Annotated in this window: 19 protein-coding genes, 1 tRNA gene, 2 pseudogenes and 1 riboswitch; of the genes and pseudogenes, 17 read left to right on the top strand and 5 right to left on the bottom strand. The window is 60.5% G+C overall.

Going from position 1 to position 25,984, the window contains the following annotated elements; translation table 11 throughout:
* The first annotated feature begins 185 nt into the window (after window positions 1-185).
* The 3 genes from AC1DM5_RS18190 (at window position 186) to AC1DM5_RS18180 (ending at window position 4,188) form a co-directional block, all read left to right on the top strand.
* A complete protein-coding gene (locus AC1DM5_RS18190; protein WP_477975384.1) occupies window positions 186-3,035 on the top strand; it encodes an ATP-binding protein in 2,850 nt (949 codons plus the stop codon).
* A 188-nt stretch (window positions 3,036-3,223) separates the two neighbouring features.
* Window positions 3,224-3,841, top strand: a complete 618-nt coding sequence (locus AC1DM5_RS18185; protein ID WP_477823549.1) for a LysE family transporter — start codon at window positions 3,224-3,226, stop codon at window positions 3,839-3,841.
* Window positions 3,842-3,843: 2 nt separating this feature from the next.
* Window positions 3,844-4,188: a cupin domain-containing protein gene (locus AC1DM5_RS18180; RefSeq protein WP_477823548.1), complete on the top strand. Its 345-nt coding sequence runs from the start codon at window positions 3,844-3,846 to the stop codon at window positions 4,186-4,188.
* Between the two features lie 9 nt (window positions 4,189-4,197).
* On the opposite strand, the gene AC1DM5_RS18175 is transcribed toward AC1DM5_RS18180, so the two are convergent.
* Window positions 4,198-4,674, bottom strand: a complete 477-nt coding sequence (locus AC1DM5_RS18175; protein WP_477823547.1) for a MarR family winged helix-turn-helix transcriptional regulator — start codon at window positions 4,672-4,674, stop codon at window positions 4,198-4,200.
* A 151-nt stretch (window positions 4,675-4,825) separates the two neighbouring features.
* Between AC1DM5_RS18175 and AC1DM5_RS18170 the strand changes: the two genes are divergently transcribed.
* The 5 genes from AC1DM5_RS18170 to pstB all read left to right on the top strand — a co-directional run bounded on the left by AC1DM5_RS18170 (window position 4,826) and on the right by pstB (window position 9,680).
* Window positions 4,826-5,629, top strand: a complete 804-nt coding sequence (locus AC1DM5_RS18170; RefSeq protein ID WP_477823546.1) for an SDR family NAD(P)-dependent oxidoreductase — start codon at window positions 4,826-4,828, stop codon at window positions 5,627-5,629.
* A 293-nt stretch (window positions 5,630-5,922) separates the two neighbouring features.
* On the top strand, window positions 5,923-6,945 hold the full coding sequence (gene pstS, locus AC1DM5_RS18165) for a phosphate ABC transporter substrate-binding protein PstS (protein ID WP_477823545.1): 1,023 nt from the start codon (window positions 5,923-5,925) through the stop codon (window positions 6,943-6,945).
* A gap of 88 nt (window positions 6,946-7,033) precedes the next feature.
* Entirely contained in the window at window positions 7,034-8,011 is a 978-nt protein-coding gene (gene pstC, locus AC1DM5_RS18160; RefSeq protein ID WP_477975382.1) for a phosphate ABC transporter permease subunit PstC, read from the top strand.
* Between the two features lie 2 nt (window positions 8,012-8,013).
* On the top strand, window positions 8,014-8,871 hold the full coding sequence (gene pstA / locus AC1DM5_RS18155; protein WP_477823543.1) for a phosphate ABC transporter permease PstA: 858 nt from the start codon (window positions 8,014-8,016) through the stop codon (window positions 8,869-8,871).
* A gap of 50 nt (window positions 8,872-8,921) precedes the next feature.
* Window positions 8,922-9,680, top strand: a complete 759-nt coding sequence (gene pstB / locus AC1DM5_RS18150) for a phosphate ABC transporter ATP-binding protein PstB (RefSeq protein WP_310382952.1) — start codon at window positions 8,922-8,924, stop codon at window positions 9,678-9,680.
* 85 nt (window positions 9,681-9,765) lie between these two features.
* Here the strand turns inward: pstB and AC1DM5_RS18145 are convergent, their stop codons facing one another.
* Window positions 9,766-11,010: a cytochrome P450 gene (locus tag AC1DM5_RS18145; RefSeq protein ID WP_477975380.1), complete on the bottom strand. Its 1,245-nt coding sequence runs from the start codon at window positions 11,008-11,010 to the stop codon at window positions 9,766-9,768.
* Between the two features lie 147 nt (window positions 11,011-11,157).
* Complete coding sequence (locus AC1DM5_RS18140) at window positions 11,158-12,411, bottom strand: GGDEF domain-containing protein (RefSeq protein WP_477823541.1); 1,254 nt, start codon at window positions 12,409-12,411, stop codon at window positions 11,158-11,160.
* 382 nt (window positions 12,412-12,793) lie between these two features.
* Between AC1DM5_RS18140 and clpP the strand changes: the two genes are divergently transcribed.
* From clpP to AC1DM5_RS18110, 6 genes and pseudogenes are all read left to right on the top strand, one after another.
* The gene (gene clpP, locus AC1DM5_RS18135; RefSeq protein ID WP_007819825.1) at window positions 12,794-13,423 is read left to right on the top strand and encodes an ATP-dependent Clp endopeptidase proteolytic subunit ClpP; all 630 of its coding nucleotides are present in this window, start codon (window positions 12,794-12,796) and stop codon (window positions 13,421-13,423) included.
* Window positions 13,424-13,728: 305 nt separating this feature from the next.
* The gene (clpX, locus tag AC1DM5_RS18130; protein WP_192727478.1) at window positions 13,729-15,006 is read left to right on the top strand and encodes an ATP-dependent Clp protease ATP-binding subunit ClpX; all 1,278 of its coding nucleotides are present in this window, start codon (window positions 13,729-13,731) and stop codon (window positions 15,004-15,006) included.
* 402 nt (window positions 15,007-15,408) lie between these two features.
* Window positions 15,409-17,829, top strand: a complete 2,421-nt coding sequence (lon, locus tag AC1DM5_RS18125) for an endopeptidase La (RefSeq protein ID WP_477823540.1) — start codon at window positions 15,409-15,411, stop codon at window positions 17,827-17,829.
* Window positions 17,830-18,036: 207 nt separating this feature from the next.
* Window positions 18,037-18,312 carry a DNA-binding protein HupB gene (gene hupB, locus AC1DM5_RS18120; RefSeq protein WP_003558438.1) on the top strand — a complete coding sequence of 92 codons (276 nt, stop codon included), beginning with the start codon at window positions 18,037-18,039 and terminating at the stop codon, window positions 18,310-18,312.
* A 121-nt stretch (window positions 18,313-18,433) separates the two neighbouring features.
* A riboswitch (FMN riboswitch) is annotated at window positions 18,434-18,586 on the top strand.
* A gap of 83 nt (window positions 18,587-18,669) precedes the next feature.
* A pseudogene (locus AC1DM5_RS18115) lies at window positions 18,670-19,580 on the top strand (DMT family transporter).
* 96 nt (window positions 19,581-19,676) lie between these two features.
* Window positions 19,677-21,878 (top strand): esterase-like activity of phytase family protein, encoded by a 2,202-nt coding sequence (locus tag AC1DM5_RS18110; protein ID WP_477975378.1) that lies wholly within the window; start codon window positions 19,677-19,679, stop codon window positions 21,876-21,878.
* Window positions 21,879-21,959: 81 nt separating this feature from the next.
* Here AC1DM5_RS18110 and AC1DM5_RS18105 read toward each other — a convergent pair.
* Window positions 21,960-22,857: pseudogene (locus AC1DM5_RS18105) on the bottom strand (LysR family transcriptional regulator).
* Window positions 22,858-22,960: 103 nt separating this feature from the next.
* Between AC1DM5_RS18105 and AC1DM5_RS18100 the strand changes: the two are divergent.
* A complete protein-coding gene (locus AC1DM5_RS18100; RefSeq protein WP_477822550.1) occupies window positions 22,961-23,950 on the top strand; it encodes a zinc-dependent alcohol dehydrogenase family protein in 990 nt (329 codons plus the stop codon).
* 71 nt (window positions 23,951-24,021) lie between these two features.
* Here the strand turns inward: AC1DM5_RS18100 and AC1DM5_RS18095 are convergent, their stop codons facing one another.
* Window positions 24,022-25,008, bottom strand: a complete 987-nt coding sequence (locus tag AC1DM5_RS18095) for an aldo/keto reductase (RefSeq protein ID WP_477822551.1) — start codon at window positions 25,006-25,008, stop codon at window positions 24,022-24,024.
* Between the two features lie 149 nt (window positions 25,009-25,157).
* On the opposite strand from AC1DM5_RS18095, the gene AC1DM5_RS18090 reads away from it, so the two are divergent.
* Together AC1DM5_RS18090 and AC1DM5_RS18085 are read left to right on the top strand one after the other, a co-directional pair.
* Entirely contained in the window at window positions 25,158-25,559 is a 402-nt protein-coding gene (locus AC1DM5_RS18090) for a (R)-mandelonitrile lyase (RefSeq protein WP_477822552.1), read from the top strand.
* Between the two features lie 336 nt (window positions 25,560-25,895).
* Window positions 25,896-25,972: transfer RNA gene (locus tag AC1DM5_RS18085), tRNA-Asp, on the top strand.
* Window positions 25,973-25,984 lie beyond the last annotated feature (12 nt).

Here is a 25,984-nt window from a genome sequence, read left to right as displayed (position 1 = left end):
TGCCGAGAAGCGCCCGTTATGCGTTGTTAGCTGTTGTCAGGAGACGAAAGCGGAGCATGTTAACACCAGCCGATATTCGCGCATCGACTGTTTTTCTCCCGTTTCGATACCTTCGGGTAGTGGCACGGATCGAACCGCTGGACTAATGTCCGCCAGCGCACAGACGTCGGCCAGAGGGATGAGCCATGGCGATCGTAGCAGTCGGGAATAACACGGGAATTCGCTTCGGACCGTTCAAGCTGGCGGTAGGCGAAAGGCTTCTGACCAGGGAGGGTGTCCCTGTCGAGCTGGGCGGACGTGCCCTCGACATTCTTGTAGCGCTCGTGACGTCCCCAAATGAAATCGTCAGCAAGAAGGAACTGATGGACAGGGTCTGGCCCGACGCAGTCGTCGAGGAAGGCAGCCTTCGCTTCCATATGGCCGGACTACGCAAGGCCCTCGGGGATGGCCAGGACGGCGCGCGCTATATCACCACGATTGCGGGGAGGGGCTACTGCTTCGTCGCTCCTACAGCAGCCGCGTTGCCCGATCATCGCGATAGCCCGCCCGTCGAGGACGCGTTTCCGCATGCGAACCTTCCGCCACGGCTCGCCCGAATGGTCGGCCGTGACGTCGATGTCATGAAGCTGGGTGCGCAACTGACGGATTCCCGGCTCGTCACGATCGTCGGCCCGGGCGGAGTGGGAAAGACGACCGTCGCGATTGCGGCAGCCCATCAGGCCGCCGAGGTTTTCGCCGGGCACGTGCTGTTCGTTGATCTCGGCGTGGTCGCCGATCCGAAACTTGCTGCGACGACGATCGCTGCCCTGCTCGGACTTTCGGTCCAGGCCGAAGACGCCACACCCGATGTCATGCGGTTTCTCAGGGACAAACGCCTTCTCCTGATCCTCGATACCTGCGAGCACCTGGTGGAAACGGTCGCCACCATTGCTTCGTCCATTCTGGACGCCGCACCACAGGTGCACATGATAGCGACGAGCCGTGAGGCGCTGCGCATCGACAGCGAGCGCATCTACAGGTTGGATGCTTTGGGATACCCACCGGAAGTCACTGAAGCGCCGTCAGCGGCCGTTCAGCAATATCCGGCAGCGCAGCTTTTCGTCGAACGTGCGATAGCCAGCGGTGCCCAACTCGACGGAAACGAGGCCGAAGCCGCGATTGTCTGCGACATATGCCGAAAGCTCGATGGGGTCGCCCTGGCCATCGAACTCGCCGCCAGACGCGTCGAGGCCTATGGTCTGGAACAGACCGCAGCATTGCTCGATCAAAGGCTGACACACCTGTGGCAGGGTTTGCGGACAGCCCCGCCGCGCCAGCAAACGCTGCAGGCCACCCTCGACTGGAGCTATGGGCTTCTGTCCGAAACCGAACGTGCGGTGCTGCGCAGGCTCGCGGTGTTCGTGGGAAATTTTCCACTCGATGCCGCTTTGGAGGTGGTGACGAACGACACGCTCGATCGTGCTTCGGTTTTTGCGGCTATCGACAATCTGGTGGAAAAGTCGATGGTGGCCGCCCGCCCGATCGGTGCCATGATGCGTTACCGGCTTCTCGACACTACGCGCGCCTACGTCATCGAACTCGGCAGGGACGACGAGTGGCAGGAACTGGCGAGGCGACACGCAGCCTACTGCCGCCTTTGGTTCGAACAGAACGGCAGCGAGTGGACGTCGCTCTCGACCCCCTTGGAGCGAGCGCCGCACTTCAATGCAGTCGATAACGTTCGCAGCGCACTCGAATGGTGTTTCGGGGAGAACGGCGATATATCGCTCGGGGTCGGCCTTGTCGCCTCCGTTGCTCCTGTCTTCCGTGCGATGGGCTTGCTGCCGGAGTGCCAACGATGGACGGAGCGCGCACTCCAGTCGCTGGACGATGCCACCCGTGGCACGAGCGAGGAGATGCAGCTCCAGGCGGCATTCGGAGTATCGATGATGTTCATGAGAGGCCACAACGAGATGTCGGCTGCCGCGCTGAACAGGAGTCTGGAGATAGCCGAAGCGCGCGGCGACGACCTCAATGCCGCAAGACTGCTGGGACCGATCCACTTCTTCCATCTGCGCAGCGGCGAGTTCAGGCTATGCGTGGAATACGCCGAGCGCTGCACCGAGATCGCCGATCGAATAGGCGATCCTGCGGCGACCACACTATCCAAGGCTCTTCTCGGCCTCTCTTACTGTCTGGTCGGGCGCCTCGCTGAAGCACATGCGACGCTGAAACCCGTTGTCGAGCCCGGTCTTTCGCCAGCCAGCAAGCAGATGCACTACGGCTTCGATCACTACACCTGGGCCAGGATCGGCTGGTCGACAAATCTCTGGCTGGAAGGCCATACCGACCGGGCTCGCGCGGTGATCCGCCAATGTTTCAAGGATGCGGAAACGATGCGCCATCCCGTCTCCTTCGCGATCTCGTTGAGTTCGATCGCGACGCTTCTGTGGATCGGCGATTTCGACGTGGCGGAGGAACAATTGGTTTCCTTCATCGCCAGAGCGGAGACCCAGGCTTTCGGCCCCTATCTCTCCATGGGTCATGCCTACAAGGCCGAGATCGCGATACGGCGAGGTGACTTCGAAGCCGGCGTTACGGCGCTGCGTAAGCAGCTGGAGGATCTTCATGCCACACGCTTCGAACTCTTCACGGTGCGGTTCCACTTCGTTCTCATCATGGGCCTTCTGGCCGGCGGGCGATCTGCCGAAGCATGGGAGCTCGCAGAGGAAACCGAGCAACTGATCGAGGAAAAGGGCTACTATTCCTACCTTCCGGAGCTTCTGCGGTTAAGGGGCTGCATTCTTTTGGCTGCACCCGGACTGAGCCACATGGATGCAGAGACCTGTTTCACGTTGTCATTGGACGTGAGCCGCAGGCAAGGCGCTGGCGCCTGGGAAATCCGGGCGGCGACTGATCTGGCGAGGCTCTGGACGGAGCATGGGCGGACCGAGGAAGCCGATGGGCTGCTTCGACCCGTTTATGAGCGGCTGACGGAGGGGAGGGACACGCCCGCTCTTCGTGCCGCCGCGCAGGCGCTCGGGCAAGCCGGCTGAGAGGCACGGAGCGCGCTGTAATTGCAGCGATCTTTTATTGGTCGTGACGGATTTGGCGTGAAGGCGGCCAAGCTGATCATTTGCGGAAATTGCCGGACATGTTGGATGTTATCATCCCTAAAACCGTTTGATTTCAATGAGAAATCTGTCAAAGCTATGTGACGGACTACAGCTGAGGAAAAGGCTTCATGTTTCTGCTTTCCGTTGCGGCCATCTGGGCGGTGGCCGCCATCACGCCAGGCCCCAACTTCTTCATCGTCGTCCGGACGGCGCTGGAGGGTTCGCGAAGCGCGGCAGTGGCCGTCATCGCCGGTGTTATCCTCGGCACCTTCTGCTGGGGGCTCGCCGGCTGGCTCGGCATCAGCGCGCTCTTTGCGGCCGCACCTTTCGCCTATCTGTTCCTGAAGGTCGCTGGCGGGCTCTATCTCTGCTTCCTCGGTGCAAAGCTCGTCTGGAACACCTGGCACAAGGCGGGCAATGGAAAGCCGCAAACAGCACGGGCAGGGATCGGCACGAAGCAGGCTTTCTATTCGGGGCTCGCGACCAACCTCGCCAATCCGAAATCGGCTTTCTTCGTCGCTTCGCTCTTTGCGGCGACACTTCCCGTCGAACATAGCTGGATACAGGGTGCTTCTGCTGTCGCAACCATGGTTCTAGTCTCCTCGCTCTGGTACTCGTTCGTGCTGACAGTATTGCGCAACCCCGCCGTTGCCGGCGCCTATGCGCGCGGCCGCAAGACACTCGATGCTGCGGCCGGCGTCATCTTCATGGGCTTCGGCCTGAAACTTCTGACCTCGGCGCGGTGACCATGGCAAACGTTATCTCCTTCGATATCGATAGTGTCGTACCGGAAGTCGGTGCGCCCGCCGCAGAGCGCATCATTTCCGGCAATCCGCAATTCCGCACCTGGAACCTGGAGGAAGCCGACGGCGGCCTCTATGCCGGCATCTGGGAGGCAACGCCTGGCAAGTGGCGGATCGCCTATGAGGAATGGGAATATTTCAGCGTCCTCTCCGGTCATTCCATTGTGACCGAAGACGGCGGCGAACCTATTCATCTCAAGGCCGGCGATCGCCTCATCCTCAGACCGGGCTTCAACGGAACCTGGGAAGTGATTGAAACGACTCGCAAGGATTATGTAGTCCGCCTCTGAAGGCGAGCATCAGCCCTTGTCTTCGCCGGCCCGAAAGCGACCGGCGAAATCCTTCGAGGCAATCAGGTTCAGCGTGTCGCGCAGCGCCTTTGCCTGCTCTTCGCCGAAAAGCTGCTCGAAGCGTTCGTGCGCTTCCCGCCAGAGCCGGGTGGCTTCCTGCCATTTTTTGATGCCGGCTTCCGTCAGCTTCGCGCGCTTGACCCGACGGTCCTTCTCGTCGGGCACGAGTTCCACCAGCCCGTCCCGGATCAGCGGCTTCAGCGTGTGGCCGAGCGCTGAAAGATCCATCACCATGTTTTCGGCCAGAACCTTAAGCGATGAACCGGAATTCATATGGATCTGCGTCATCAGCGTATATTGCGTGCCCCTGAGGCCGCTCGCATCGATAACGTCATCATAGAGCTGGCCGAGCTGCCGCGTCGCTCGCTTCAGCGCGCTGTTGCTGCAGATCTGCCAGCTCTCGAAGAGCTTCGCCCGTTCATTCATCATCATTCTCCTGCAGCGGATGTCTCTAGCACATTGATGACGCGCCAAACGCCGCTACGTTTATTTTTCGTCGCGCCCCTTGCACAAATCCAGGTTCCTTACACATATAGTGGCATATACCACTAAATTCCAGTCATGAAAGGATGAAACCATGTCTCGCTCTACTCTCGGAACTGCCCTCGTTACCGGCGCCTCTTCGGGCATCGGCGCAACCTATGCCGACCGGCTCGCCAAGCGCGGCTACGATCTTCTGCTCGTCGCTCGCGATGCCGCCCGCCTGAACGCACTCTCCGAAAAGCTCTCGGCAGAGCAGGGGATCAAGGTGGACGTGCTTCCGGCTGACCTCACCAAGCGCGAGGATGTGCGCAAGGTCGAGCAGCGTCTGCGCGACGACAAGGCCATCACGCTTCTCGTCAACAACGCCGGCATCGGCCCGAAGGGCACGCTGCTCGAAGATGACATCGATTATCTCGAAACCATGATCGAACTGAACGTCGTCGCCGCAAATAGGCTTGCCGTTGCCGCCGCCCAGACTTTTGCCGAACGCGGCAAGGGCGCAGTCATCAATATCGCCTCCGTCGTCGCCCTCATCCCCGAGCGTTTCAACGGCACCTACAGCGCCACCAAGGCTTTCGTGTTGAACCTCACCCATGCGCTGAATGCCGAAGCCGGTCCGAAGGGCGTCAAGGTTCAGGCCGTGCTGCCTGGCCTGACCCGCACCGAGATCTTCGAGCGTGTCGGCGGCTCCTTCGACAGCTTCCCGCCATCCATGGTGATGGACGTGACCGACATGGTGGATGCCGCTCTCGCAGGTTTCGATCAGGGCGAGGTGATCACCATCCCTTCACTGCCCAATATTGCCGATTTTGACGCCTATACGGCCGCTCGTCATGGGCTTGGCCCGAACCTTTCTCTCGACAGGCCTGCCGCCCGCTACGGGATTTCCAAGGTCTGATTGCGACATTTTCGAACAGGGCTGCGGCAATCGACCGCAGCCCTGCGACAATAGCGTTGTACCTCATCTGCTAGGGCTTTGTTGATGCGCGATTCATTAGGAAAGTCAGTGACTTCAGCGACTTATGCACAGCTTTGCATTTCATGTCACCCGTCACAAACTGTCATCAAACTGTAATAATAGACGCCTAGCCGCCTTCCCGTGACGAGGAAATTCAGCGCCCCTGACAGTGGACACCCCCTCCATGGCGCCGGACCTCGTCGTCCTTTCGTTCCATCAGGGAAGAGTCGCAAATGCTCACCAAGAAACTTCTTTCGGCCTGCCTCGGCGCCGGCCTGGTTGCCGCTCTGGCAGTCTCGGCCTCCGCTGCCGATATTACCGGCGCTGGTTCGACCTTCGTCTATCCGGTTCTTTCGAAGTGGTCGGCAGACTACAACAAGGAAACCGGCGACAAGCTGAACTACCAGTCGATTGGTTCGGGTGGCGGTATCGCCCAGATCAAGGCTGCAACGGTTGACTTCGGCGCTTCTGACGCCCCGCTCAAGCCGGAAGATCTGACGGCTGGCGGCTTCGGCCAGTTCCCGCTCGTTGTCGGCGGCATCGTTCCCGTCATCAACGTCAAGGGCATCAAATCAGGCGAACTGAAGCTCTCGGGCAAGGTCCTCGCTGACATCTACCTCGGCAACGTCACCAAGTGGAACGACAAGGCCATCGCCGATCTGAACCCGGGCCTGAAGCTGCCCGACAGCCAGATTGCCGTTGTTCACCGTTCGGACGGCTCGGGCACGTCCTTCAACTGGACCAACTTCTTCTCCAAGGTAAACCCGGACTGGAAGTCGAAGGTTGGTGAAGGCACCGCCGTCAACTGGCCGGTCGGCATCGGCGGCAAGGGCAACGAAGGCGTTGCTGCTTACGTTACCCGCGTCAAGGACTCGATCGGTTACGTCGAATACGCCTACGCTCTGCAGAACAAGCTGCCCTACGTTCTCATCCAGAATGCTGCCGGCCAGTACCCGAAGCCGAACGCTGAAAGCTTCTCGGCTGCCGCTGCAAGCGCAGAATGGGGCAAGGCTCAGGATTTCTACCTGATCATGACCAACGCTCCGGGCGAAAAGGCCTGGCCGATCACGGCAACCACCTGGGCGATCATGTACAAGGAACCCAAGGACGCTGAACGCTCCAAGGCTGCTTTCTCCTTCTTCAAGTGGGCCCTCGAAAAGGGTCAGAAGGAAGCTTCCTCGCTCGATTACGTTCCGCTTCCGGACGCGCTCGTAAAGCAGATCGAAGATTACTGGACGGCCTCTTTCAAGAGCTGATCCTGACGAAACTGCGGTCGGGGCGGGAAGCTTGGCTTTCCGCCCCGAATGCCTTTGACACCCCCTCAAAGCAGCAGAGCGTACGGATATGAGCGAAGCATTGGCATCGCTGCCCGCCGACACCGCGGGCGTGAAGCGCCGCGACGGCGCCGCAGGCGATCGGATTTTTTATTGGATAGTCTTGGGCTGCGGCCTGTTTGTTCTCGCCGCCCTGCTGGCAGCGGCGGTCTCCATGGCCCTGGGCGGGCTTCTCGCGTTCCGGACCTTCGGCTTTGGCTTCCTGACCGGCACTGAATGGGATCCGGTTGCTGAGAAGTTCGCGGGTCTTGTGCCGATCTATGGCACGCTGGTCACCTCTGCGCTCGCCATGATCATCGGCGTTCCCGTCAGCCTCGGTATCGCGGTTTTCATTACCGAAGTTGCGCCGCGCTCGATCCGCGGGCCAATCGGCGGCGCCGTCGAGCTTTTGGCCGGCATCCCCTCGATCATTTACGGCATGTGGGGTCTCTTCACCTTTGCTCCGTTCATGTCGGATTACATCCAGCCGGTGCTCATCGACTGGCTGGGTCCGATCCCGCTGATCGGCGCGCTGTTTTCGGGGGCTCCGCTCGGTATCGGCATGCTGACGTCAGGCATCGTGCTGGCGATCATGATCATCCCCTTCATTTCCTCGGTCATGCGTGACGTCTTCCTGGTCGTCCCCGCGCAGCTGAAGGAATCGGCCTATGCGCTTGGTTCGACAAAGTGGGAAGTAGTGCGCGACATCGTCATCCCGCACACCCGCACGGCCGTCGTCGGTGGCATCTTCCTTGGTCTCGGCCGCGCACTCGGGGAAACCATGGCAGTCACCTTCGTCCTCGGCAACACCCATAACATTGCGGTGTCGCTGATGGAGCCCGGCACCTCGATTGCCGCAACGCTCGCCAATGAGTTTGCCGAGGCTTCGGACGACCTCTACCGGTCGTCGCTGGCAGCACTTGGCCTAATCCTCTTCGTTGTCACCTTCATCGTTCTGGCGGCCGCCAAGCTCATGCTGGTGCGTATGGCAAAGCAGAGGGGGGAATAATCATGGCTACCTATTCGGGTTCCCTTTACCGCCGCCGCCAGATTGGAAGCGCAATCGCGCTGACGCTTTGCTGCCTCGCGACCGTACTCGGCCTGGTCTTTCTGGTGTGGATCCTCTGGACGACGCTGATCCACGGTCTGTCTGCGCTGAGCCCCAGCCTTCTCACGGAAATGACACCGCCGCCCGGCGAAGACGGCGGTGGTCTCGCCAACGCCTTCATGGGCAGCCTGCTGATGGTCGTTCTCGCTGTTATCATCGGTACGCCGATCGGCGTGCTGGCCGGCACCTATCTGTCGGAATTCGCCCGCGGCAAGAAACTCGGCGAGGCCATCCGCTTCGTCAACGATATCCTGCTCTCGGCGCCGTCGATCATCATCGGTTTGTTCGTCTATGAAGTGGTCGTCCGCCCGACTTCACGCTTCTCCGGCTTTGCCGGCGGCATCGCGCTCGCCTTCATCTTCCTGCCGGTCGTGGTGCGCACGACCGACGAGATGCTGCGGTTGGTTCCCGATGTCATGCGTGAGGCAGCCCTTTCGCTCGGCATTCCGCGCTGGAAGGTCACCGTCAACGTTCTCTACCGCGCCGCCTCCACGGGTATCCTCACCGGTATCCTGCTCGCGATCGCCCGCATTTCGGGCGAAACCGCGCCGCTCCTCTTCACGGCTCTGAACAATCAGTATTGGAGCCTGGATATGTCGCAGCCGATGGCGAACATTCCCGTCGTCATCTTCCAGTTCGCCATGAGCCCCTATGAGCAATGGCAGAATCTTGCATGGGCCGGTGCCTTCGTGATGACGGCCGTCGTTCTAATCCTGAGCGTCGTATCGCGCTCCGTCCTGAACCGAAAAGGTGGGAAATGATGCTTCAGTCTGCAGACACTATCGATACTACCAGCAAGCTGGAAAAGCCGATGGCGAGAGACAAGATCTCCCTCGAGAAAGTCAATTTCTACTACGGTGACGCCCACGCGATCAAGGATGTGAGCCTGAGCTTCCCGGAGCGCCAGGTCTCGGCCCTGATCGGTCCCTCCGGCTGTGGCAAGTCCACCCTGCTGCGCATCCTGAACCGCATCTACATGCTGTATCCGAAGATGCGTGCCACCGGCTCGATCAAACTCGACGGCAAGAACATTCTCGACCCGAGCTTTTCGATGAATGAACTGCGCGCCCGCGTCGGCATGGTGTTCCAGAAGCCGGTGCCGTTCCCGATGTCGATCTATGACAACATCGCCTATGGCATTCGCCACCATGAGCGCCTCAACAAGGCCGATATGGACGTGCGCGTCGAGCAGGCGCTGCGTCAGGCCGCTCTCTGGGATGAGGTCAAGGATAAGCTGAAGGGCAGCGGCCTCGGCCTTTCCGGCGGCCAGCAGCAGCGTCTCTGCATCGCCCGCGGCGTGGCGCTGCGACCGGAAGTCCTGCTTCTCGACGAGCCGACCTCGGCCCTCGACCCGATCTCGACTGCCAAGGTTGAAGAGCTGGTCGCGCAGTTGAAGGGCGAGTTCACGATCGTCATCGTCACCCACAACATGCAGCAGGCAAGCCGCATCTCCGACAACACCGCCTTCATGTATCTCGGCGAGCTGATCGAATACGGCCCGACGGCGCAGATCTTCCAGTCGCCGAAGGTCAAGCGCACGGAAGACTACATCACGGGCCGTTACGGCTGATGCGATATTTCCTCGCGGAACAGAAACGGTCGGCACGCGATGAGCTTGCCGGCCGTTTTCGTTTCAGGATTGTGAGTGTGATGGCCTACCAGACGAGGTCCAGACGATCGAGGCCGTGGAAATGATAGACGTCCTTGACGACGGGCGTCTTCGCAAGCTTGAGCCCCGGCAGCCGCTTGAACAGGATCGGCAGCACGACGTTGAGCTCCAGCCGCGCCAGCGGCGCGCCGATGCAGAAGTGGATGCCGGCGCCGAAGGAGAGATTGGGCGCCTCGTTGCGATCGGGCTTGAAGGTGAGGGGATCGCTGAATTTTGCCGGATCGAGATTGGCGGCGGCCAGGATCATGCTCACCTTGTCACCGCGCTTGAACGCGATGCCGTCGATCTCGGCAGGCTCGAGCGCCCAGCGCTGGAAGATGTGGACGGGCGCGCAGATGCGCAGTGATTCCTCGACCGTGCGCTCGGTGGCGGTTTCGTCGCGAAAAAGCTCAGCCGGGTTGTAGCCGCTATCCAGGATGATGCGCACGGAATTGCCGATCTGGTGGACCGTCGCCTCATGGCCGGCATTGAGCAGCACGATGGTCGTCGAGATGAGCTCGTCTTCCGTCAGGTACTGGCCCTTGTGCTCAGTATGGATCATATGCGTCAGCAGGTCGTCGCGCGGTTCAGCGCGGCGCTCGGCAATGACCGTCTTCACATAATCGGAAAACTCCCGTGCTGCCTGCTCGGCAGCATCTTCGTCCGCGCGAGTGCGCCCGAACATATACATGCGCACATAGGCATGCGACCACTTGAGGAGCTGCGGCCCCATTTCTTCGGGAATGCCGATCATGCGGGCGATCATCGTCACCGGGATGATATCGGCAAAGGCCGAAAGAAGCTCGACCTCGCCCCTGTCTGCAAAGCCGTCGATCAGCCTGTTCGCGAGCTCTTCCAGCTCCGGCTTCATCCTCTCGACATGGCGCGAGACGAAGGCGCGGTTGACGAGGGTGCGCAGCCGCGTGTGTTCCGGCGGCTCCAGCTCCAGCAGCGAATAGCGCTCGGCGAGATCGAAGGCGGCGATATGCGGCTCGGGCTCGGGAAGGCCGAGCTCCTCGCGGCTGGCAATATGCAAGATCTGCCGGCCGAAGCGACGGTCGCGCAGCAGCCCGTTCACATGATCGTAGTTGGTGACGAACCACTGCTTCTGCTGTTCCCAATAGAAGGTGGTACAATGGGCATGGAGCGCGGCATAGACTGCGTTCGGGTTGCCATAGAAGGCCGGGTCGCTGCCGTCGAGCGACACATGGCGGGTGGCTGGATCGATCTTGAGGAAGGGCGGTATCATCATGAGCAGAGGCTTAGCGGATTTGCCAAGCCTCGAAAAGATGGCGGTTTACAGCAATTCCAGCAAAAGTGTGCAGCGGTTTTGCGTCCGGAATTGCGTAAAAACAAAAGGATAGAGCATTTTCGTGGTTCGAAGAAAAACGGAGGTGCTCTATCCGGCGCGGGAAAGTACACCCATGCGGCGCAGTGCTTCCACCTGATCGTCGACGGTCGGCACGAGTTCGCCGGCATGGGAGTTCGGCTCGCCAGGCGCGGGTGCCGCCGCTTCTTCCTCGCCGAAAACGACCGTGCAGTTGCGGCCGGCAGCCTTTGCCGAATAGAGCGCCCGGTCGGCGGCCGACACCAGCCGGTCGATATTGGCTTCGATCGCCGAGGAGAGCGCGATGCCGACGCTGACGGTGGCGGGGATCAGTGCCTCGCCCGTGCTGACGGGCAGGCGGCAGAATTCGGCGCGGATCGATTCCGCCAGCGCTTCCGCTTCCGTCTGGTCGCGGACGGTCACGAAGGCCGCGAATTCCTCGCCGCCCATGCGGCCGAAGATATTGTTCGGGATATACTGGCGGGCAAGGCGGGCGAAGGCGGTGAGGACGGCATCGCCCGACTGATGGCCGAAGCGGTCGTTGACGCGCTTGAAATGGTCGAGGTCAAAGAGGATGACACCGACCTGCTGCTGCTCGTCATGCGCCTTTTCCTGGATCTTGTCGAAATAGCCGAGCAGGCCGCGGCGGTTCAGCACGCCGGTCAGCGCATCCGTCAACGTCAGGAGGCGCAGGTGGCGTTCCGATCGTTCCATGATGAGGCGGCAGGTGAGCGCGAAGGCGATGGTGAGCAGGAAGGCGCTGGCCATGGCGGCCACGCCGCTGAAATTCGTCGCTTCCCCATCCGAAGGCAGAATAAGCGCCATTGTCAGCGCCACGCCGAAGCAGAGGAAGGCCTGCAGCACGAAGATCGCCATCAGCATGATGCGTGTGCGCTCACGACGGATGTCGCCGGCGGCGACCGCCATGGCAAGCGCGGTGGCGCCGGTCGCCGAGGAGAGATTGTAGAGAATGACCCGGTTGGAATAATCCTCGTTGATCCACGGCAGGAAGACGCCCGCAAGCCAGATTGCCGGCGGCAGCAGCGCCCACCATTCCATCTTCTTGCGGTCGAGCGCCAGGAAGCCGGCGACCCAGGCACTCTGTCCGAGCAGGGCGACGGCATTGCCGATCTCGATGGAAAGCAGGTCGGGGATTTCGCCGCGGGCTGCAATCAGCGCAAAGCCGATGCCGCTGAACAGGAAGCCGAGCCCCCAATAAAGGTAGGCGCCGCTCTTCTGGTTGTGGCGCCAGGCCACGAACAGAACCAGAGCCAGAGTAAGGGCCTCGGAACACCAGATGGACAGACCTGTAGTGACATTGAACACGGCGGCAACCCCTTGAGAATTGGTCGCATCCTTGCCGAAGAAGCTCGCCGTTTGATTAATGGCGCAAGTCTGCGGTCGGCAATTTCGTCGATATCTGCCGGTAAGCTTTCCGCGAGGTAAATGTCCATGAGATCAGTCGAATGTAGTAAGCCTTCCTTCATCCTGTCGCAGAGAAAAACTGTGAGAGCCAAAGGTCTGGCCTCGCCGTTAACAGGCGTTTGGGAGAAACGGGATAGGGAAATGTCAAAGCCATATGTCGCGCCCGCTTCTTAACGTTATCCTTATGCGTGTCTTGAAGAGGGGGGCTGGGACACTCTATGTAGGGACAAGGCATTTTTCTTTGATTCCCGGCTTTCGCCGGAAAGACGTTAAAAGGACGCACATGAGAAACCCAGTCGATACCGCTATGGCACTCGTGCCGATGGTTGTGGAACAGACCAATCGCGGTGAACGCTCCTACGACATCTATTCCCGCCTGCTCAAGGAACGCATCATCTTCCTGACGGGCCCTGTCGAGGACCATATGGCGACACTCGTCTGCGCCCAGCTTCTCTTCCTCGAGGCCGAAAACCCGAAGAAGGAAATCGCGCTCTACATCAATTCTCCGGGCGGCGTCGTTACCGCCGGCATGGCGATCTACGATACGATGCAGTTTATCAAGCCGGCCGTTTCGACGCTTTGCATCGGTCAGGCCGCTTCCATGGGCTCGCTGCTTCTGGCGGCCGGCCACAAGGACATGCGCTTCGCCACGCCGAACTCCCGCATCATGGTCCACCAGCCTTCGGGCGGTTTCCAGGGCCAGGCATCGGACATCGAGCGTCACGCCCGCGACATCCTGAAGATGAAGCGCCGCCTCAACGAGGTCTATGTGAAGCACACGGGCCGTACCTATGAGGAAGTCGAAAAGACCCTTGATCGCGACCATTTCATGGATGCGGACGAGGCCCAGACCTGGGGCGTTATCGACAAGGTTCTGACCTCGCGCATCGAAATGGAAGGCGATCAGGCCTAGTAATTAATAGGGATGGTGTTTTCGCCGCCACAGTTCTATCCCATTTGTGATTGAACAAGGGGTTTCATCTGGCGGCGGAGACGCTAATAGTAACTATTAATGCTATGTTGAATTTTTGTGACATAGCATTCGGCATTCGAAGGGGAATTCGTTGCCGCCGGTACCCGGACATGATTGATTGGGCCCGGTTCGTACCCCCTGAAGCCCTTGTCGGCAGGAACTCCGGGTAGGGAGTGCTGCCAGGGAGCTGATTGAGTGGACCGCGATTTCGCGTTCGAAATGCGGCGTGCTGGAAGGAAAGTGATATGAGCAAGGTCAGCGGCAGCAACGGCGGCGACAGTAAGAACACCCTCTATTGTTCTTTCTGCGGAAAGAGCCAGCATGAAGTCCGGAAGCTTATTGCCGGACCGACCGTGTTCATCTGCGATGAATGCGTCGAGTTGTGCATGGACATCATCCGCGAGGAGAACAAGTCCTCGATGGTCAAGTCCCGTGACGGCGTCCCGACGCCCCAGGACATCATCAAGGTCCTCGACGAATATGTCATCGGCCAGCGTCAGGCGAAGAAGATCCTGTCGGTCGCCGTTCACAACCACTACAAGCGTCTCGCGCACGCCTCCAAGAACGGCGATGTCGAATTGGCGAAGTCGAACATCATGCTGGTCGGCCCGACCGGCTGCGGCAAGACCTATCTTGCCCAGACGCTCGCCCGCATCATCGACGTTCCCTTCACGATGGCCGACGCGACCACGCTGACGGAAGCCGGCTATGTCGGTGAAGACGTCGAAAACATCATCCTGAAGCTTTTGCAGGCTGCGGATTACAATGTCGAGCGCGCCCAGCGCGGCATCGTCTACATCGACGAAGTCGACAAGATCTCCCGCAAGTCCGACAACCCGTCCATCACCCGAGACGTGTCGGGCGAGGGCGTGCAGCAGGCGCTTCTGAAGATCATGGAAGGCACGGTTGCCTCTGTCCCGCCGCAGGGCGGCCGCAAGCATCCGCAGCAGGAATTCCTGCAGGTCGACACGACGAACATCCTGTTCATCTGCGGCGGCGCCTTCGCAGGCCTCGACAAAATCATCTCTGCCCGCGGCGAGAAGACCTCGATCGGCTTCGGCGCGAGTGTCAAGGCACCGGACGACCGCCGCGTCGGCGAAGTGCTGCGCGAACTGGAGCCGGAAGATCTGGTCAAGTTCGGCCTCATTCCGGAATTCATCGGCCGTCTGCCGGTTCTGGCGACGCTGGAAGACCTCGATGAGGATGCGCTGATCCAGATCCTGTCCGAGCCGAAAAACGCGCTGATCAAGCAGTATCAGCGCCTGTTCGAGATGGAAGACGTGGAGCTGTCCTTCCACGAGGACGCGCTGCGCGAAATCGCCCGCAAGGCGATCATCCGCAAGACCGGTGCTCGCGGCCTGCGTTCGATCATGGAAAAGATCCTGCTCGACACGATGTTCGAACTGCCGGCGCTGGAAGGCGTTCGTGAAGTCGTCATCTCCGAAGAGGTCGCACGCGGCTCGGCTCGTCCGCTGTATATCTACGCCGACCGTCAGGACGAGAAGGCAAACGTTTCGGCCTGAAGCTTGAGCTGAGAACCGTTATTTTAAGGGGCTTGCCTTGTGCGGGCCCCTTTCTATTTGAAAACAGGTGCCGGGCGCTGATAATAGTTGCGGGCAAGGTTGAAAACAGCCGTCGCCGATATTGCGCAAAGGATGACCCTTGGCAATGATGCTGTGATTCCGTAGCGTGTTGCTGGCGTTGTTATTTTAGGCGGTTCGGAAATGGTAAGCGTCGCTCCAGATAGGCGCTTCATTGTGTTGGCGTTCCATGTAATAAAGCTGTCACAACCGTGGAACGCGGGCGTTAACGTGGCTTGAAAAGCGTAGTCAGAACCTCCACTTGTAACAACAAGTGAGAGTGTCGGCCGGTCCCAAGCGGCCGCGCCAAAGAGCCCGGTAACGGGACGATGGAAAGGAATAAAAATGACGAAGAAAACGTCTGTAGCGAGCACCAGCACCGCCTATCCTGTTCTCCCCCTGCGCGACATCGTGGTATTCCCCCATATGATCGTCCCGCTGTTCGTCGGACGGGAAAAGTCGATCCGCGCGCTCGAAGAGGTCATGGGTTCCGACAAGCAGATCATGCTGGTCACCCAGATCAACGCCAGCGATGATGATCCGGACCCGTCTGCGATCCATCGCGTCGGTACGGTCGCAAACGTGCTGCAGCTCCTGAAGCTGCCTGACGGTACCGTAAAGGTTCTGGTCGAAGGCCGTGCGCGCGCCGAGATCGATACCTACACGAGCCGCGAGGATTTCTACGAAGCCCTCGGCCATGTGCTCGAAGAGCCGCATGACGATCCGGTCGAACTGGAAGCTTTGTCGCGTTCCGTCGTGTCGGAATTCGAGAGCTACGTGAAGCTCAACAAGAAGATCTCGCCCGAGGTAGTCGGTGCGGCCAGCCAGATCGACGACTATTCCAAGCTCGCCGATACGGTCGCCTCGCACCTGTCGATCAAGATCACCGAGAAGCAGGAGATGCTGGAAACCACCAGCGTCAAGGCTCGCCTCGAAAAGGCGCTCGGCTTCATGGAAGGCGAGATCTCGGTCCTGCAGGTCGAAAAGCGCATCCGCTCGCGCGTCAAGCGCCAGATGGAGAAGACCCAGCGCGAATACTACCTGAATGAGCAGATGAAGGCGATCCAAAAGGAACTCGGCGACGGCGAGGAAGGCCGCGACGAGATGAGCGAACTGGAAGAGCGCATCGCCAAAACCAAGCTGTCCAAGGAAGCCCGTGAAAAGGCCGATGCGGAACTGAAGAAGCTGCGCCAGATGAGCCCGATGTCGGCGGAAGCCACCGTCGTGCGCAACTATCTGGACTGGCTGCTCGGTATTCCCTGGGGCAAGAAGTCGAAGATCAAGGCCGATCTCAACAATGCCGAGAAGATCCTCGAAGCCGATCACTTCGGTCTCGAAAAGGTCAAGGAGCGCATCGTCGAGTATCTGGCGGTCCAGGCTCGTGCCACCAAGATCAAGGGCCCCATCCTGTGCCTCGTCGGCCCTCCGGGCGTCGGCAAGACCTCGCTCGCCCAGTCGATCGCCAAGGCAACCGGCCGCGAATATGTCCGCATGGCTCTCGGCGGCGTCCGTGACGAAGCCGAAATCCGCGGCCACCGCCGCACCTATATCGGTTCGATGCCCGGCAAGGTCATCCAGTCGATGAAGAAGGCGAAGAAGTCCAACCCGCTGTTCCTGCTCGATGAGATCGACAAGCTCGGCCAGGATTATCGCGGCGATCCGTCTTCGGCTTTGCTCGAGGTACTCGATCCGGCTCAGAACTCGACCTTCATGGACCACTACCTGGAAGTCGAATACGACCTGTCGGACGTGATGTTCATCACGACGGCGAATACGCTGAACATCCCGGCTCCGCTGATGGACCGCATGGAAATCATCCGTATCGCCGGCTACACCGAAGACGAAAAGCGCGAGATCGCCAAGCGGCACCTGCTGCCGAAGGCCATCAAGGAACATGCGCTGCAGCCGAGCGAATTCTCGGTCAGCGACGATGCGCTGATGGCGATCAGCCAGCAGTACACCCGCGAAGCTGGTGTCCGTAACTTCGAACGCGAATTGATGAAGCTCGCCCGCAAGGCGGTCACAGAGATCATCAAGGGCAAGACGAAGTCAGTTCACGTTACGGCAGCGAACATTGACGATTATCTTGGCGTTCCGCGCTTCCGCCACGGCGAAGCCGAGCGCGAGGACCAGGTCGGCGTGGTCACGGGTCTTGCCTGGACGGAGGTCGGCGGCGAGCTGCTGACGATCGAAGGCGTCATGATGCCCGGCAAGGGCCGCATGACCGTCACCGGCAACCTGAAGGAAGTCATGAAGGAATCGATCTCGGCAGCGGCGTCTTACGTCCGCTCGCGCGCCGTCGATTTCGGCATCCAGCCGCCGCTCTTCGACAAGAGCGACATCCACGTGCACGTGCCGGAAGGCGCAACGCCGAAGGATGGTCCGTCTGCCGGTGTCGCGATGGCAACCGCGATCGTCTCGATCATGACCGGTATTCCGGTCAACAAGGATGTGGCAATGACGGGTGAAATCACCCTGCGCGGCCGTGTCCTGCCGATCGGCGGCCTGAAGGAAAAGCTGCTGGCCGCATTGCGCGGCGGCATCAAGAAGGTGCTGATTCCGGAAGAGAATGCCAAGGATCTGGCAGAGATTCCGGACAACGTGAAGAACAACATGGAGATCATTCCGGTCTCGCGTATGGGCGAAGTGATCAAGCACGCGCTGCTTCGTCGCCCCGAGCCGATCGAGTGGGATGGCACGGTCGAAACGCCCGTCATCGCGACGGTCGAAGGGCTCGATGATGCAGGTGCAGCCATTGCTCATTGAGCTTTGGCGGCCACATTTATGCCCAATTGTTGCAAATAGCGAAAAAGGCCGGCGGAAACGCCGGCCTTTTTTGTGAAAACGTCATGTAGACGCTTGCTTTTCCTTGATTTGCAGGGTTTTTGGGTTCTCGGCGGGCCTGATGAAAGCGATTTCTGCGCCTAGCTTACAGATTGAGTTGTTTCAAACCATTTAGAAAGGGGTGGAAACATGAACAAGAATGAACTCGTGTCCGCAGTAGCCGAAAAGGCTGGACTGACGAAGTCTGACGCAGCATCTGCCGTAGACGCAGTTTTTGATGTTGTGCAGGCCGAGCTGAAGAACAAGGGCGACATTCGTCTCGCTGGCTTCGGCAGCTTCACGGTTTCTCATCGTGCTGCCACGAAGGGTCGCAACCCGTCGACCGGCGCCGAAGTTGACATTCCGGCACGCAACGTGCCGAAGTTCACGCCCGGCAAGGGCCTGAAGGACGCCGTCAACGGCTGATACGAGATTGTCCGCCGGCCGTAAACGAGAACGGCCGCGCAGGATTTCGAGGGGGTTCGGCATCGCCGGACCCCTTTTTGTTTTCGCCGCTTGCGGCATGCAGCGCTTTGCCTTACGACGGCGATGTTCTCAGGGCGGGGTGAAAGTCCCCACCGGCGGTAAGGGCTACGGCCTGAGCCCGCGAGCGCCTTCTCAAGCCTTGGTTTGGGAAGGGTCAGCAGATCCGGTGTGATTCCGGAGCCGACGGTTAAAGTCCGGATGAAAGAGAATGAGCATGGCCGCGCGCGGGCAGGGATCTGTCGGCGCCTGCGTTCTATAGCCTCATGCGTCCTGATTTATGTTTGGTCCCTATTCCGGATGGAAGACATGAATCAGAATTCCCTTGCAATCTCGCATTCCCGCGCCTTTGCCGGTGCGGCCTTCATGGTGCTTGGAGGCGTCGTCTTCTCGCTCCTCAATGTCGTCACCCAGTGGCTCACGATGACGCTTGCCTTCCCGGCGGCTTCCGCAGCCTTCTGGCAATATGGCTTCGCCTTCCTTTTCTCCTTGCCCTTCCTGCGCAAGGTCGGCCTTTCCGCCATGCGCACGGATTATCCGTGGCGGCATATCGTGCGTGTCGTCTTTGCCGCGCTCGGCGTCGAGGCGTGGGTCTCCGGCCTCGCCTCCGTGCCGATCTGGCAGGCGATCGCGCTCGTCATGACCTCGCCCTTCTTCATCATTCTCGGCGCACGCCTTTTCCTCGGTGAACGTGTTGGCCCCGCTCGCTGGATGGCGACAGGTGTCGGCTTTATCGGCGCCATGATCATCCTCCAGCCATGGTCGGACAGCTTCACCTGGGCAGCACTTCTGCCTGTTATCTCGGCCCCCTGCTTTGGGGCGCCTCTTCGCTCGTCACCAAGAGCCTGACCGGCATTGAGAAGCCGGAGACGATCACCGTGTGGCTGCTGGTGCTGCTGACGCCGATCAATGGCGGCCTGGCGCTCGCGGCGGGCTTTGTGGTGCCGACAGGCGCCGCACTTGCTCTCTTCCTTCTGGCAGGCCTCCTGACGGTCGTGGCGCAATATCTGCTGACGCTCGCCTATGCCAGCGCCGACGCAGCCTATGTGCAGCCCTTCGACGACCTGAAACTGCCGCTGAACGTGCTCGCCGGCTGGCTTTTCTTCGGCTATGCGCCGGCTGGTTATCTGTGGCTCGGCGCTGCGCTTATCCTCGCCGCGTCGCTGTTCATCATGCGCAACGAGATGCGTCGCGAACGGCAGGCGGCCTGACGCAAACCGTACAAAATGTCGCAGGCTGTCATGTGTCTGTCATGGCAGTCCCGCAAAAAACCTCTGTTCGATTTTTTCGACATTGGGGGATTTTCAATGACATTGTCTTCGCGCAAGGCAGCGCTCGCTGCCGTGCTTTTTGCATCCGTTGCCTTCCCGGCAGCGGCTGAGCCGGTTTTCAACCGCATCGCCTCTTTCCCGGTCGCGACCAACCTGCCGGCTGACAAGGACAAGCTTTCGGCCACTTCGGCCGAGATCATCACCGCTTCGCAGGATGGCAACACGCTGATCTACAGCGACAGCCCGCTCGGCGCGATAGGCTTCATCGACATCACCGATGCCAAGGCACCCAAGGCCGGCGGCGCGCTGATGATGGACGGTGAACCGACCTCGGTCACGACTGCAGCCGGCAAGGCGCTCGTCGCCGTCAACACTGGCGAAAGCAAGCAGAAGCCGTCCGGCCGTCTGGCGATCGTCGATATCGCCGGTAAGAAGATCGATGCCACCTGCGATCTCGGCGGCCAGCCTGATTCGATTGCCCTCAACAAGGACAGGACGCTCGGCACCATCGCGATCGAAAACGAGCGCGACGAAGAGGTCAACGACGGCAAGATCCCGCAGATGCCGGCAGGCGACCTCGTCGTCTTCCAGGTCAAGACCGACGGTACCGTCGATTGCGGCACGATCAAGCACGTCGCCCTGACCGGCCTCGCTGGCGTTGCCCCGGAGGATCCGGAGCCGGAATTCGTTGCCTTCAACAGCCAGAACGAAATCGCCCTGACCCTGCAGGAAAGCAACGAGATCATCATCCTCGACGGCACGACCGGCACAGTGAAGACGCACTTCTCTGCCGGCACCGTTGATCTCACCGGCATCGACACCAAGCGTGACGGCGCCCTGAAATTCACCGGCGAGAAGAAGGGCGTCCATCGCGAGCCCGACGCTGTGAAGTGGCTGGACGACAACCGTCTCGTCGTCGCCAACGAAGGCGATTATGAAGGTGGCTCGCGCGGCTTCACCATCTTCGACAAGACCGGCAAGGTTCTCTTCGAATCCGGCAGCTCCTTCGAGCGTGCTGTCGCCGCTCTCGGCCACTATCCGGAAAGCCGCTCCTCGTCGAAGGGCGTCGAGCCGGAAGGTCTCGAAGCGGCCAAGTTCGGCGCTGACAACCTGTTCTTCCTGCTCGCCGAGCGCGCTTCCGTCGTCGGCGTCTACAAGGACACGGGCGCCGATCCGGAACTGCTGCAGATCCTGCCGTCGGGTATTTCTCCGGAAGGCGCGATCGCCATTCCGCAGCGTAACCTGCTTGCGACCGCCAACGAACTCGACCTCGGCAAAGACGGCGGTGCGCGTTCGCACGTGATGATCTACGAGCGCGGCGAAGGTGAGAAGGCCTATCCGCACATTGTCTCCGCCGAGAAGGACGGCAATCCGATCGGCTTTGCAGCTCTTTCGGGCCTCGCTGCCGTTCCTGGCAAGCCGGGCATGCTCTACGCCGTCAGCGACAGCGTCCTCGGTTCGCAGCCGACGATCTACACGATCGACGCCACCAAGAAGCCGGCCGTCATCACCGACGCGCTGGTCGTCAAGCGTGACGGCGCTCCGGCCCAGAAGCTCGACATTGAAGGCATCGCTGTTGCTGCCGACGGCTCCTTCTGGCTGGCTTCGGAAGGCTATACCGAGCGCCTGGTTCCGCATGCGCTCTACAACGTCACTGCCAAGGGCGACATCAAGACCGAGATCGCCCTGCCGAAGGAACTGCTCACCAACGAAATCCGCTACGGCTTCGAAGGTGTCACGATTATCGGCACCGGCGACGACGCAACGCTCTGGATGGCCGTTCAGCGCGAGTGGAACGATGACGAGAAGGGCTTTGTGAAGCTCCTCTCCTACAACCCGAAGAAGAAGGAATGGGGTGGCGTCCGCTACCCGCTCGACAAGACCGAGAGCGGCTGGGTCGGTCTCTCCGAAATCACCGCACAGGGCGACAGCGTCTATATCATCGAGCGCGACAACCTCGTCGGCGATGCGGCCAAGCTGAAGAAGCTCTACAAGGTCGCAATCTCCGACCTGAAGCCCGGCAAGCTCGGGGCCGAACTGCCGGTCGTCAAGAAGACGGAAGCCCATGATTTCATCGGCGACCTGAAGTCGGCCACCAATGGCTATGTTCTCGACAAGCTGGAAGGTTTCGCCTTCGACGCATCAGGCAAGGCCTATGCCGTGACCGACAATGACGGTGTGAGCGACTCCTCGGGCGAAACCCTGTTCTTCCCGGTCAACCTGACCGCAACGAACTGAGTTCGCATTCCCGCGAAATGGAAAGGCCGGGCTTTGCCTGGCCTTTTTCTTTGGCTCGATCACTCTGACGACCCGACGGACCTAGACCATGAATTTGGGCAGAGCGGCCGCCAATGCGTCGACGGCAAGACGGATCCTGAGCGGCAGGTGCGGTGTCTGCAGCCAGAGCGCATGGCAGTCATAAAGAAACTCCGGCTGACCCGGCAAGCACTTCCAGCGCTCCAGCCTGTACGCGGTCGCGGATGAGCCAGTAGGGCAGCCAGGCAAGCCCCATGCCGGCCGTTGCTGCATCTGCAATCGCATCGAGATCGTCGAGCCGCAATCGGCTGTTTGGCCGAACTTCCACCGGAGGCTGGTCGCCATGCGGGAAGAGCCATGGGCTGAAGCGGGCAGAGCGTGCGTAGATGATCGCATTGTGCCTGCCGATATCTTCGATCTGCTCAGGTCTACCATGCGCATCGAGATAGCCCGCTGAGGCGCAGACCACCATGCGCTGGCGCGCGACGCGTCGCGCGATAATGCCTGACCTGTCTGCTAGTTCGCCGGTCCGGATCGCGAGATCGTAACCGTCATCGGCGAGATCGGTAATGGGATCGCTGAGCGACAGATCGAGTTGGAGGTTCGGATATCGCTTTGCAAGCTCGATCAGAACCGGAAGCACGCAATGCCGGCCAAAATGCGCGGGCATGGTGACACGCAGCTTTCCGCATGGTTCGGAAAGATGATCGATCGCAAGCGCATCCGCTGCCTCCGTCTCGGCAAGGATCATCCGGCAACGTTCATAATAGGCACGTCCGAAGTCCGTCAGGCTCTGGCGGCGTGTCGTCCGGCTGATAAGGCTGACCCCCAATCGCTCTTCCAGAAAGCGGATGTGCTTGCCGACCATGGGCCCGGATAGGCCGAGTGCCGCCGCCGCTGCCGCAAACGAGCCCAGATCCACGGCCTTCACGAAGACGGTCATGCTGGTGAGACGATCCATATTGCAAACTCATGGTTTCTTCTGTCTTGCCTTTGGACCAATTTATCTTCTGCAGTCCGCTTGTCATAGCTCATTCGGTTCAATTGTTTTGGAGTCGATGGAAATGGCACGCATTATCCGCTTCCACGAGCTGGGTGGTCCCGAGGTTCTTCGCATCGAGGATGTAAATGTGCCGGCACCCGGGCCGGGGCAGGTTCAAATCCGCGTCAAGGCGCTGGGCATCAACAGAGCCGAGGCGCTGCTGCGGTCCGGCAACTACATCGAGACTGCGCCTCTGCCATCTGGCCTGGGCCTCGAAGCGGCCGGCATCGTCGAGGCGGTAGGCGAGGGCGTCGATGGCTTTGCGCCGGGTGACGGCGTCAGCATCATTCCGCCGATTTCCATGGTGCGCACACCGGCCTATGGCGAACTGGTCGCATTTCCCGCTGAATACGTGGTCATGCACCCGCCGTCGCTCTCCTGGGTGGCGGCAGCCGCGACTTGGATGCAATATCTCACGGCCTATGGCGCGCTCATCGATATTGCTCGGCTGCAGAAGGGCGATTTCATTGCCGTTACCGCGGCATCGAGCAGCGTGGGGCTTGCTGCGATCCAGATCGCCAACATGGTGGGTGCCACGCCGATCGCGATCACGAGGACCGCGGCGAAACGTCAGTCATTGCAGGATGCCGCCGCCGCGCATGTCATTGCATCGCAGGAGGAGGACCTTGAAATACGGCTGAGGGAAATCGCCGGGGCGGATGGCGTACGGGTCGTCTTCGACGCCGTGGCAGGCCCGATCTTCGAACCGCTGACGGCAGCAATGTCATCGGGCGGCATTCTCATCGAATATGGGGGACTGAGCTCGGCGCCGACGCCCTTTCCTCTGCCTGCCGTGCTCGGAAAATGTCTGACGCTGCGCGGCTATCTCGTTCACGAAATCACCCGCGATCCGGCCCGGCTGGACGCGGCAAAGCGGTTTATTCTGGAAGGGCTCGAATCCGGTGCTCTCAAACCCGTCATATCGAGAACATTCCCCTTCGAGCAGATCGTCGAGGCGCATCGCTTCCTGGAATCGAACGAGCAGTTCGGCAAGATTGTCGTAACGGTTTGATCCAGCACGGCCGGATGGATAGATCAGGCCCGGCTATCTCGGCTGGCCGGGTCTGAGCAATCAGTCAGGGCCTACCAGCGCTGATGCACATGCGGTGCGATCAGACGCTCATAGATCTCGCGCGTGGCGGCCATGACGTCGGCAGAGAGCGGCGCAAGATCGGCAGCGGCTGCGTTCGCCTTGGCCTGCTCGGCATTTCGTGCACCGGGGATGACGACGGTGACGGCTTCTGCCATCAGGATCCAGCGCAGCGCAAAGGCCGCCATGCCGGCGCCTGCAGGAACGAGCTTGCGCACTTCCTCGACCGCCTGCAGGCCGACCTCGAAGGGTACGCCCGAAAAGGTTTCGCCGACATCGAAAGCTTCGCCGTTACGGTTGAAGTTGCGGTGGTCGTCGCTGGCGAACTTCGTGTCGCGGGTGATCTTGCCGGAGAGCAGGCCGCTTGCGAGCGGCACGCGGGCGATGATCGCCACGTTCTTGCGGCGGGCTTCGCTGAAGAACAGATGATCGGGACGCTGGCGGAAGATGTTGTAGATGATCTGGATGCTGACGACGCCGGGATATTCGATCGCCTTCAGTGCTTCCTCGACCTTCTCGACGCTGACGCCGTAGCCCTTGATCTTGCCGGCCTTCTGCAACTCGTCCAGACCTGCGAAGACTTCCGGGCGATAGAGCACTTCCGTCGGCGGGCAGTGGAGCTGCACGAGATCGAGGCTGTCCACCTGCAGGTTTTTCAGGCTGCGGTCGATGAAGCCTTCCAGATTGGCCTTGGTGTAGCCATCAGCGACATGCGGGTTCAGACGGCGGCCGGCCTTGGTCGCAACCATCGGGCGTTCACCGCCCCGCGCCTTCAGCACATCGGCGATGATCTTTTCGGAGCGACCGTCGCCATAGACGTCGGCGGTATCGATGAAGGTCATGCCGGCGTCGAGCGCGGCATTCAAGGCAGCGCGGCCGTCCGCTTCGCTGACATCGCCCCAGGAGCCGCCGATCTGCCAGGCGCCAAAGCCGACATCGGTGACGGTAAAGGGCAGGCGGCCAAAAGCATGATGTTTCATGGAAATCCTCCGTTCGTGATGAAAGGCCCTCGCAGTAGCAGGCGCCGGGTAGGGCGGCAATTGCCGATGGCGCTTGGATCGCCTGCTGCGATCAAATATCCTTGTCCACGACGGCTTCAACCGCAGACAACGGAAGAACAGGAAAGATCATGGATATCAAGACTGCAGGCTCGCGCCCTTCCACGAAGGGCCAGGTCGATTATTTCACCGGCTCAGTTCGTCTCGATCCGCTCGTCGAGGCGCCGGAGCCGGCGCGCGTGCGGGGCACTCACGTGACCTTCGAGCCGGGGGCGCGCACCGCCTGGCATACGCACCCCCTGGGTCAGACGCTGATCGTTACGTCAGGCAGAGGCCTCGCTCAGACATGGGGCGGGGAAATCAGGGAAATACGCCCGGGTGATGTCGTGTGGTTCCCGCCGGGCGAGAAGCATTGGCATGGCGCAAGCCCCGAGACCGCCATGAGCCATATCGCCATCCAGGAAGCATTGAACGGCAGCGTTGCGGACTGGCTGGAGCAGGTCAGCGACGAACAATATGCCGGCAAGGCCTGAGGCGGCTGCAAGGGACTTCAGGCTCTGAGAGAGCGCATGCGATTCGAGCTTCCGTCGTGAAGCTCTGTCGCGGGCAGGGGCGTTTCTGGCATCCCCGCCGCATCCGTGCGGGCTGCTTGTGGAAAACCTGACGCAACGGATATGAGGCCCGCAGGCAAAGCAGAATCGCCGATTTGCCGGGAGGATCGAGAAGGCTTTCCGAAACAATTTCAGGACTGTCATGGTTTTGTCTCCAAACCTGCTTGACACTAAAAGGCGAACCCCTTAGTTAGCCGCTCATCCCAACGGCCAGCCCGTTTGGAGAAGGTGCTCAGGCACCGGATTGCTTGAAAGAATGCGGGTGTAGCTCAGTCGGTTAGAGTGCCGGCCTGTCACGCCGGAGGTCGCGGGTTCGAGCCCCGTCACTCGCGCCATTTCAAAGCAGG

The organism is Rhizobium sp. 01T437, assembly GCF_056398505.1.
This window is presented reverse-complemented; position numbering and strand designations above follow the sequence as displayed.

Bases quoted from the DNA above. Each gene is read 5' to 3' on its own strand.
- AC1DM5_RS18145 (WP_477975380.1), bottom strand. From the start codon at position 11,010: ATGATGATACCGCCCTTCCTCAAGATCGATCCAGCCACCCGCCATGTG.
- AC1DM5_RS18100 (WP_477822550.1), top strand. From the start codon at position 22,961: ATGGCACGCATTATCCGCTTCCACGAGCTGGGTGGTCCCGAGGTTCTT.
- AC1DM5_RS18185 (WP_477823549.1), top strand. From the start codon at position 3,224: ATGTTTCTGCTTTCCGTTGCGGCCATCTGGGCGGTGGCCGCCATCACG.
- AC1DM5_RS18110 (WP_477975378.1), top strand. From the start codon at position 19,677: ATGACATTGTCTTCGCGCAAGGCAGCGCTCGCTGCCGTGCTTTTTGCA.
- clpP (WP_007819825.1), top strand. From the start codon at position 12,794: ATGAGAAACCCAGTCGATACCGCTATGGCACTCGTGCCGATGGTTGTG.
- lon (WP_477823540.1), top strand. From the start codon at position 15,409: ATGACGAAGAAAACGTCTGTAGCGAGCACCAGCACCGCCTATCCTGTT.
- hupB (WP_003558438.1), top strand. From the start codon at position 18,037: ATGAACAAGAATGAACTCGTGTCCGCAGTAGCCGAAAAGGCTGGACTG.
- pstB (WP_310382952.1), top strand. From the start codon at position 8,922: ATGGCGAGAGACAAGATCTCCCTCGAGAAAGTCAATTTCTACTACGGT.
- pstC (WP_477975382.1), top strand. From the start codon at position 7,034: ATGAGCGAAGCATTGGCATCGCTGCCCGCCGACACCGCGGGCGTGAAG.
- pstS (WP_477823545.1), top strand. From the start codon at position 5,923: ATGCTCACCAAGAAACTTCTTTCGGCCTGCCTCGGCGCCGGCCTGGTT.
- clpX (WP_192727478.1), top strand. From the start codon at position 13,729: ATGAGCAAGGTCAGCGGCAGCAACGGCGGCGACAGTAAGAACACCCTC.
- AC1DM5_RS18175 (WP_477823547.1), bottom strand. From the start codon at position 4,674: ATGAATGAACGGGCGAAGCTCTTCGAGAGCTGGCAGATCTGCAGCAAC.
- pstA (WP_477823543.1), top strand. From the start codon at position 8,014: ATGGCTACCTATTCGGGTTCCCTTTACCGCCGCCGCCAGATTGGAAGC.
- AC1DM5_RS18090 (WP_477822552.1), top strand. From the start codon at position 25,158: ATGGATATCAAGACTGCAGGCTCGCGCCCTTCCACGAAGGGCCAGGTC.
- AC1DM5_RS18180 (WP_477823548.1), top strand. From the start codon at position 3,844: ATGGCAAACGTTATCTCCTTCGATATCGATAGTGTCGTACCGGAAGTC.
- AC1DM5_RS18095 (WP_477822551.1), bottom strand. From the start codon at position 25,008: ATGAAACATCATGCTTTTGGCCGCCTGCCCTTTACCGTCACCGATGTC.
- AC1DM5_RS18170 (WP_477823546.1), top strand. From the start codon at position 4,826: ATGTCTCGCTCTACTCTCGGAACTGCCCTCGTTACCGGCGCCTCTTCG.
- AC1DM5_RS18190 (WP_477975384.1), top strand. From the start codon at position 186: ATGGCGATCGTAGCAGTCGGGAATAACACGGGAATTCGCTTCGGACCG.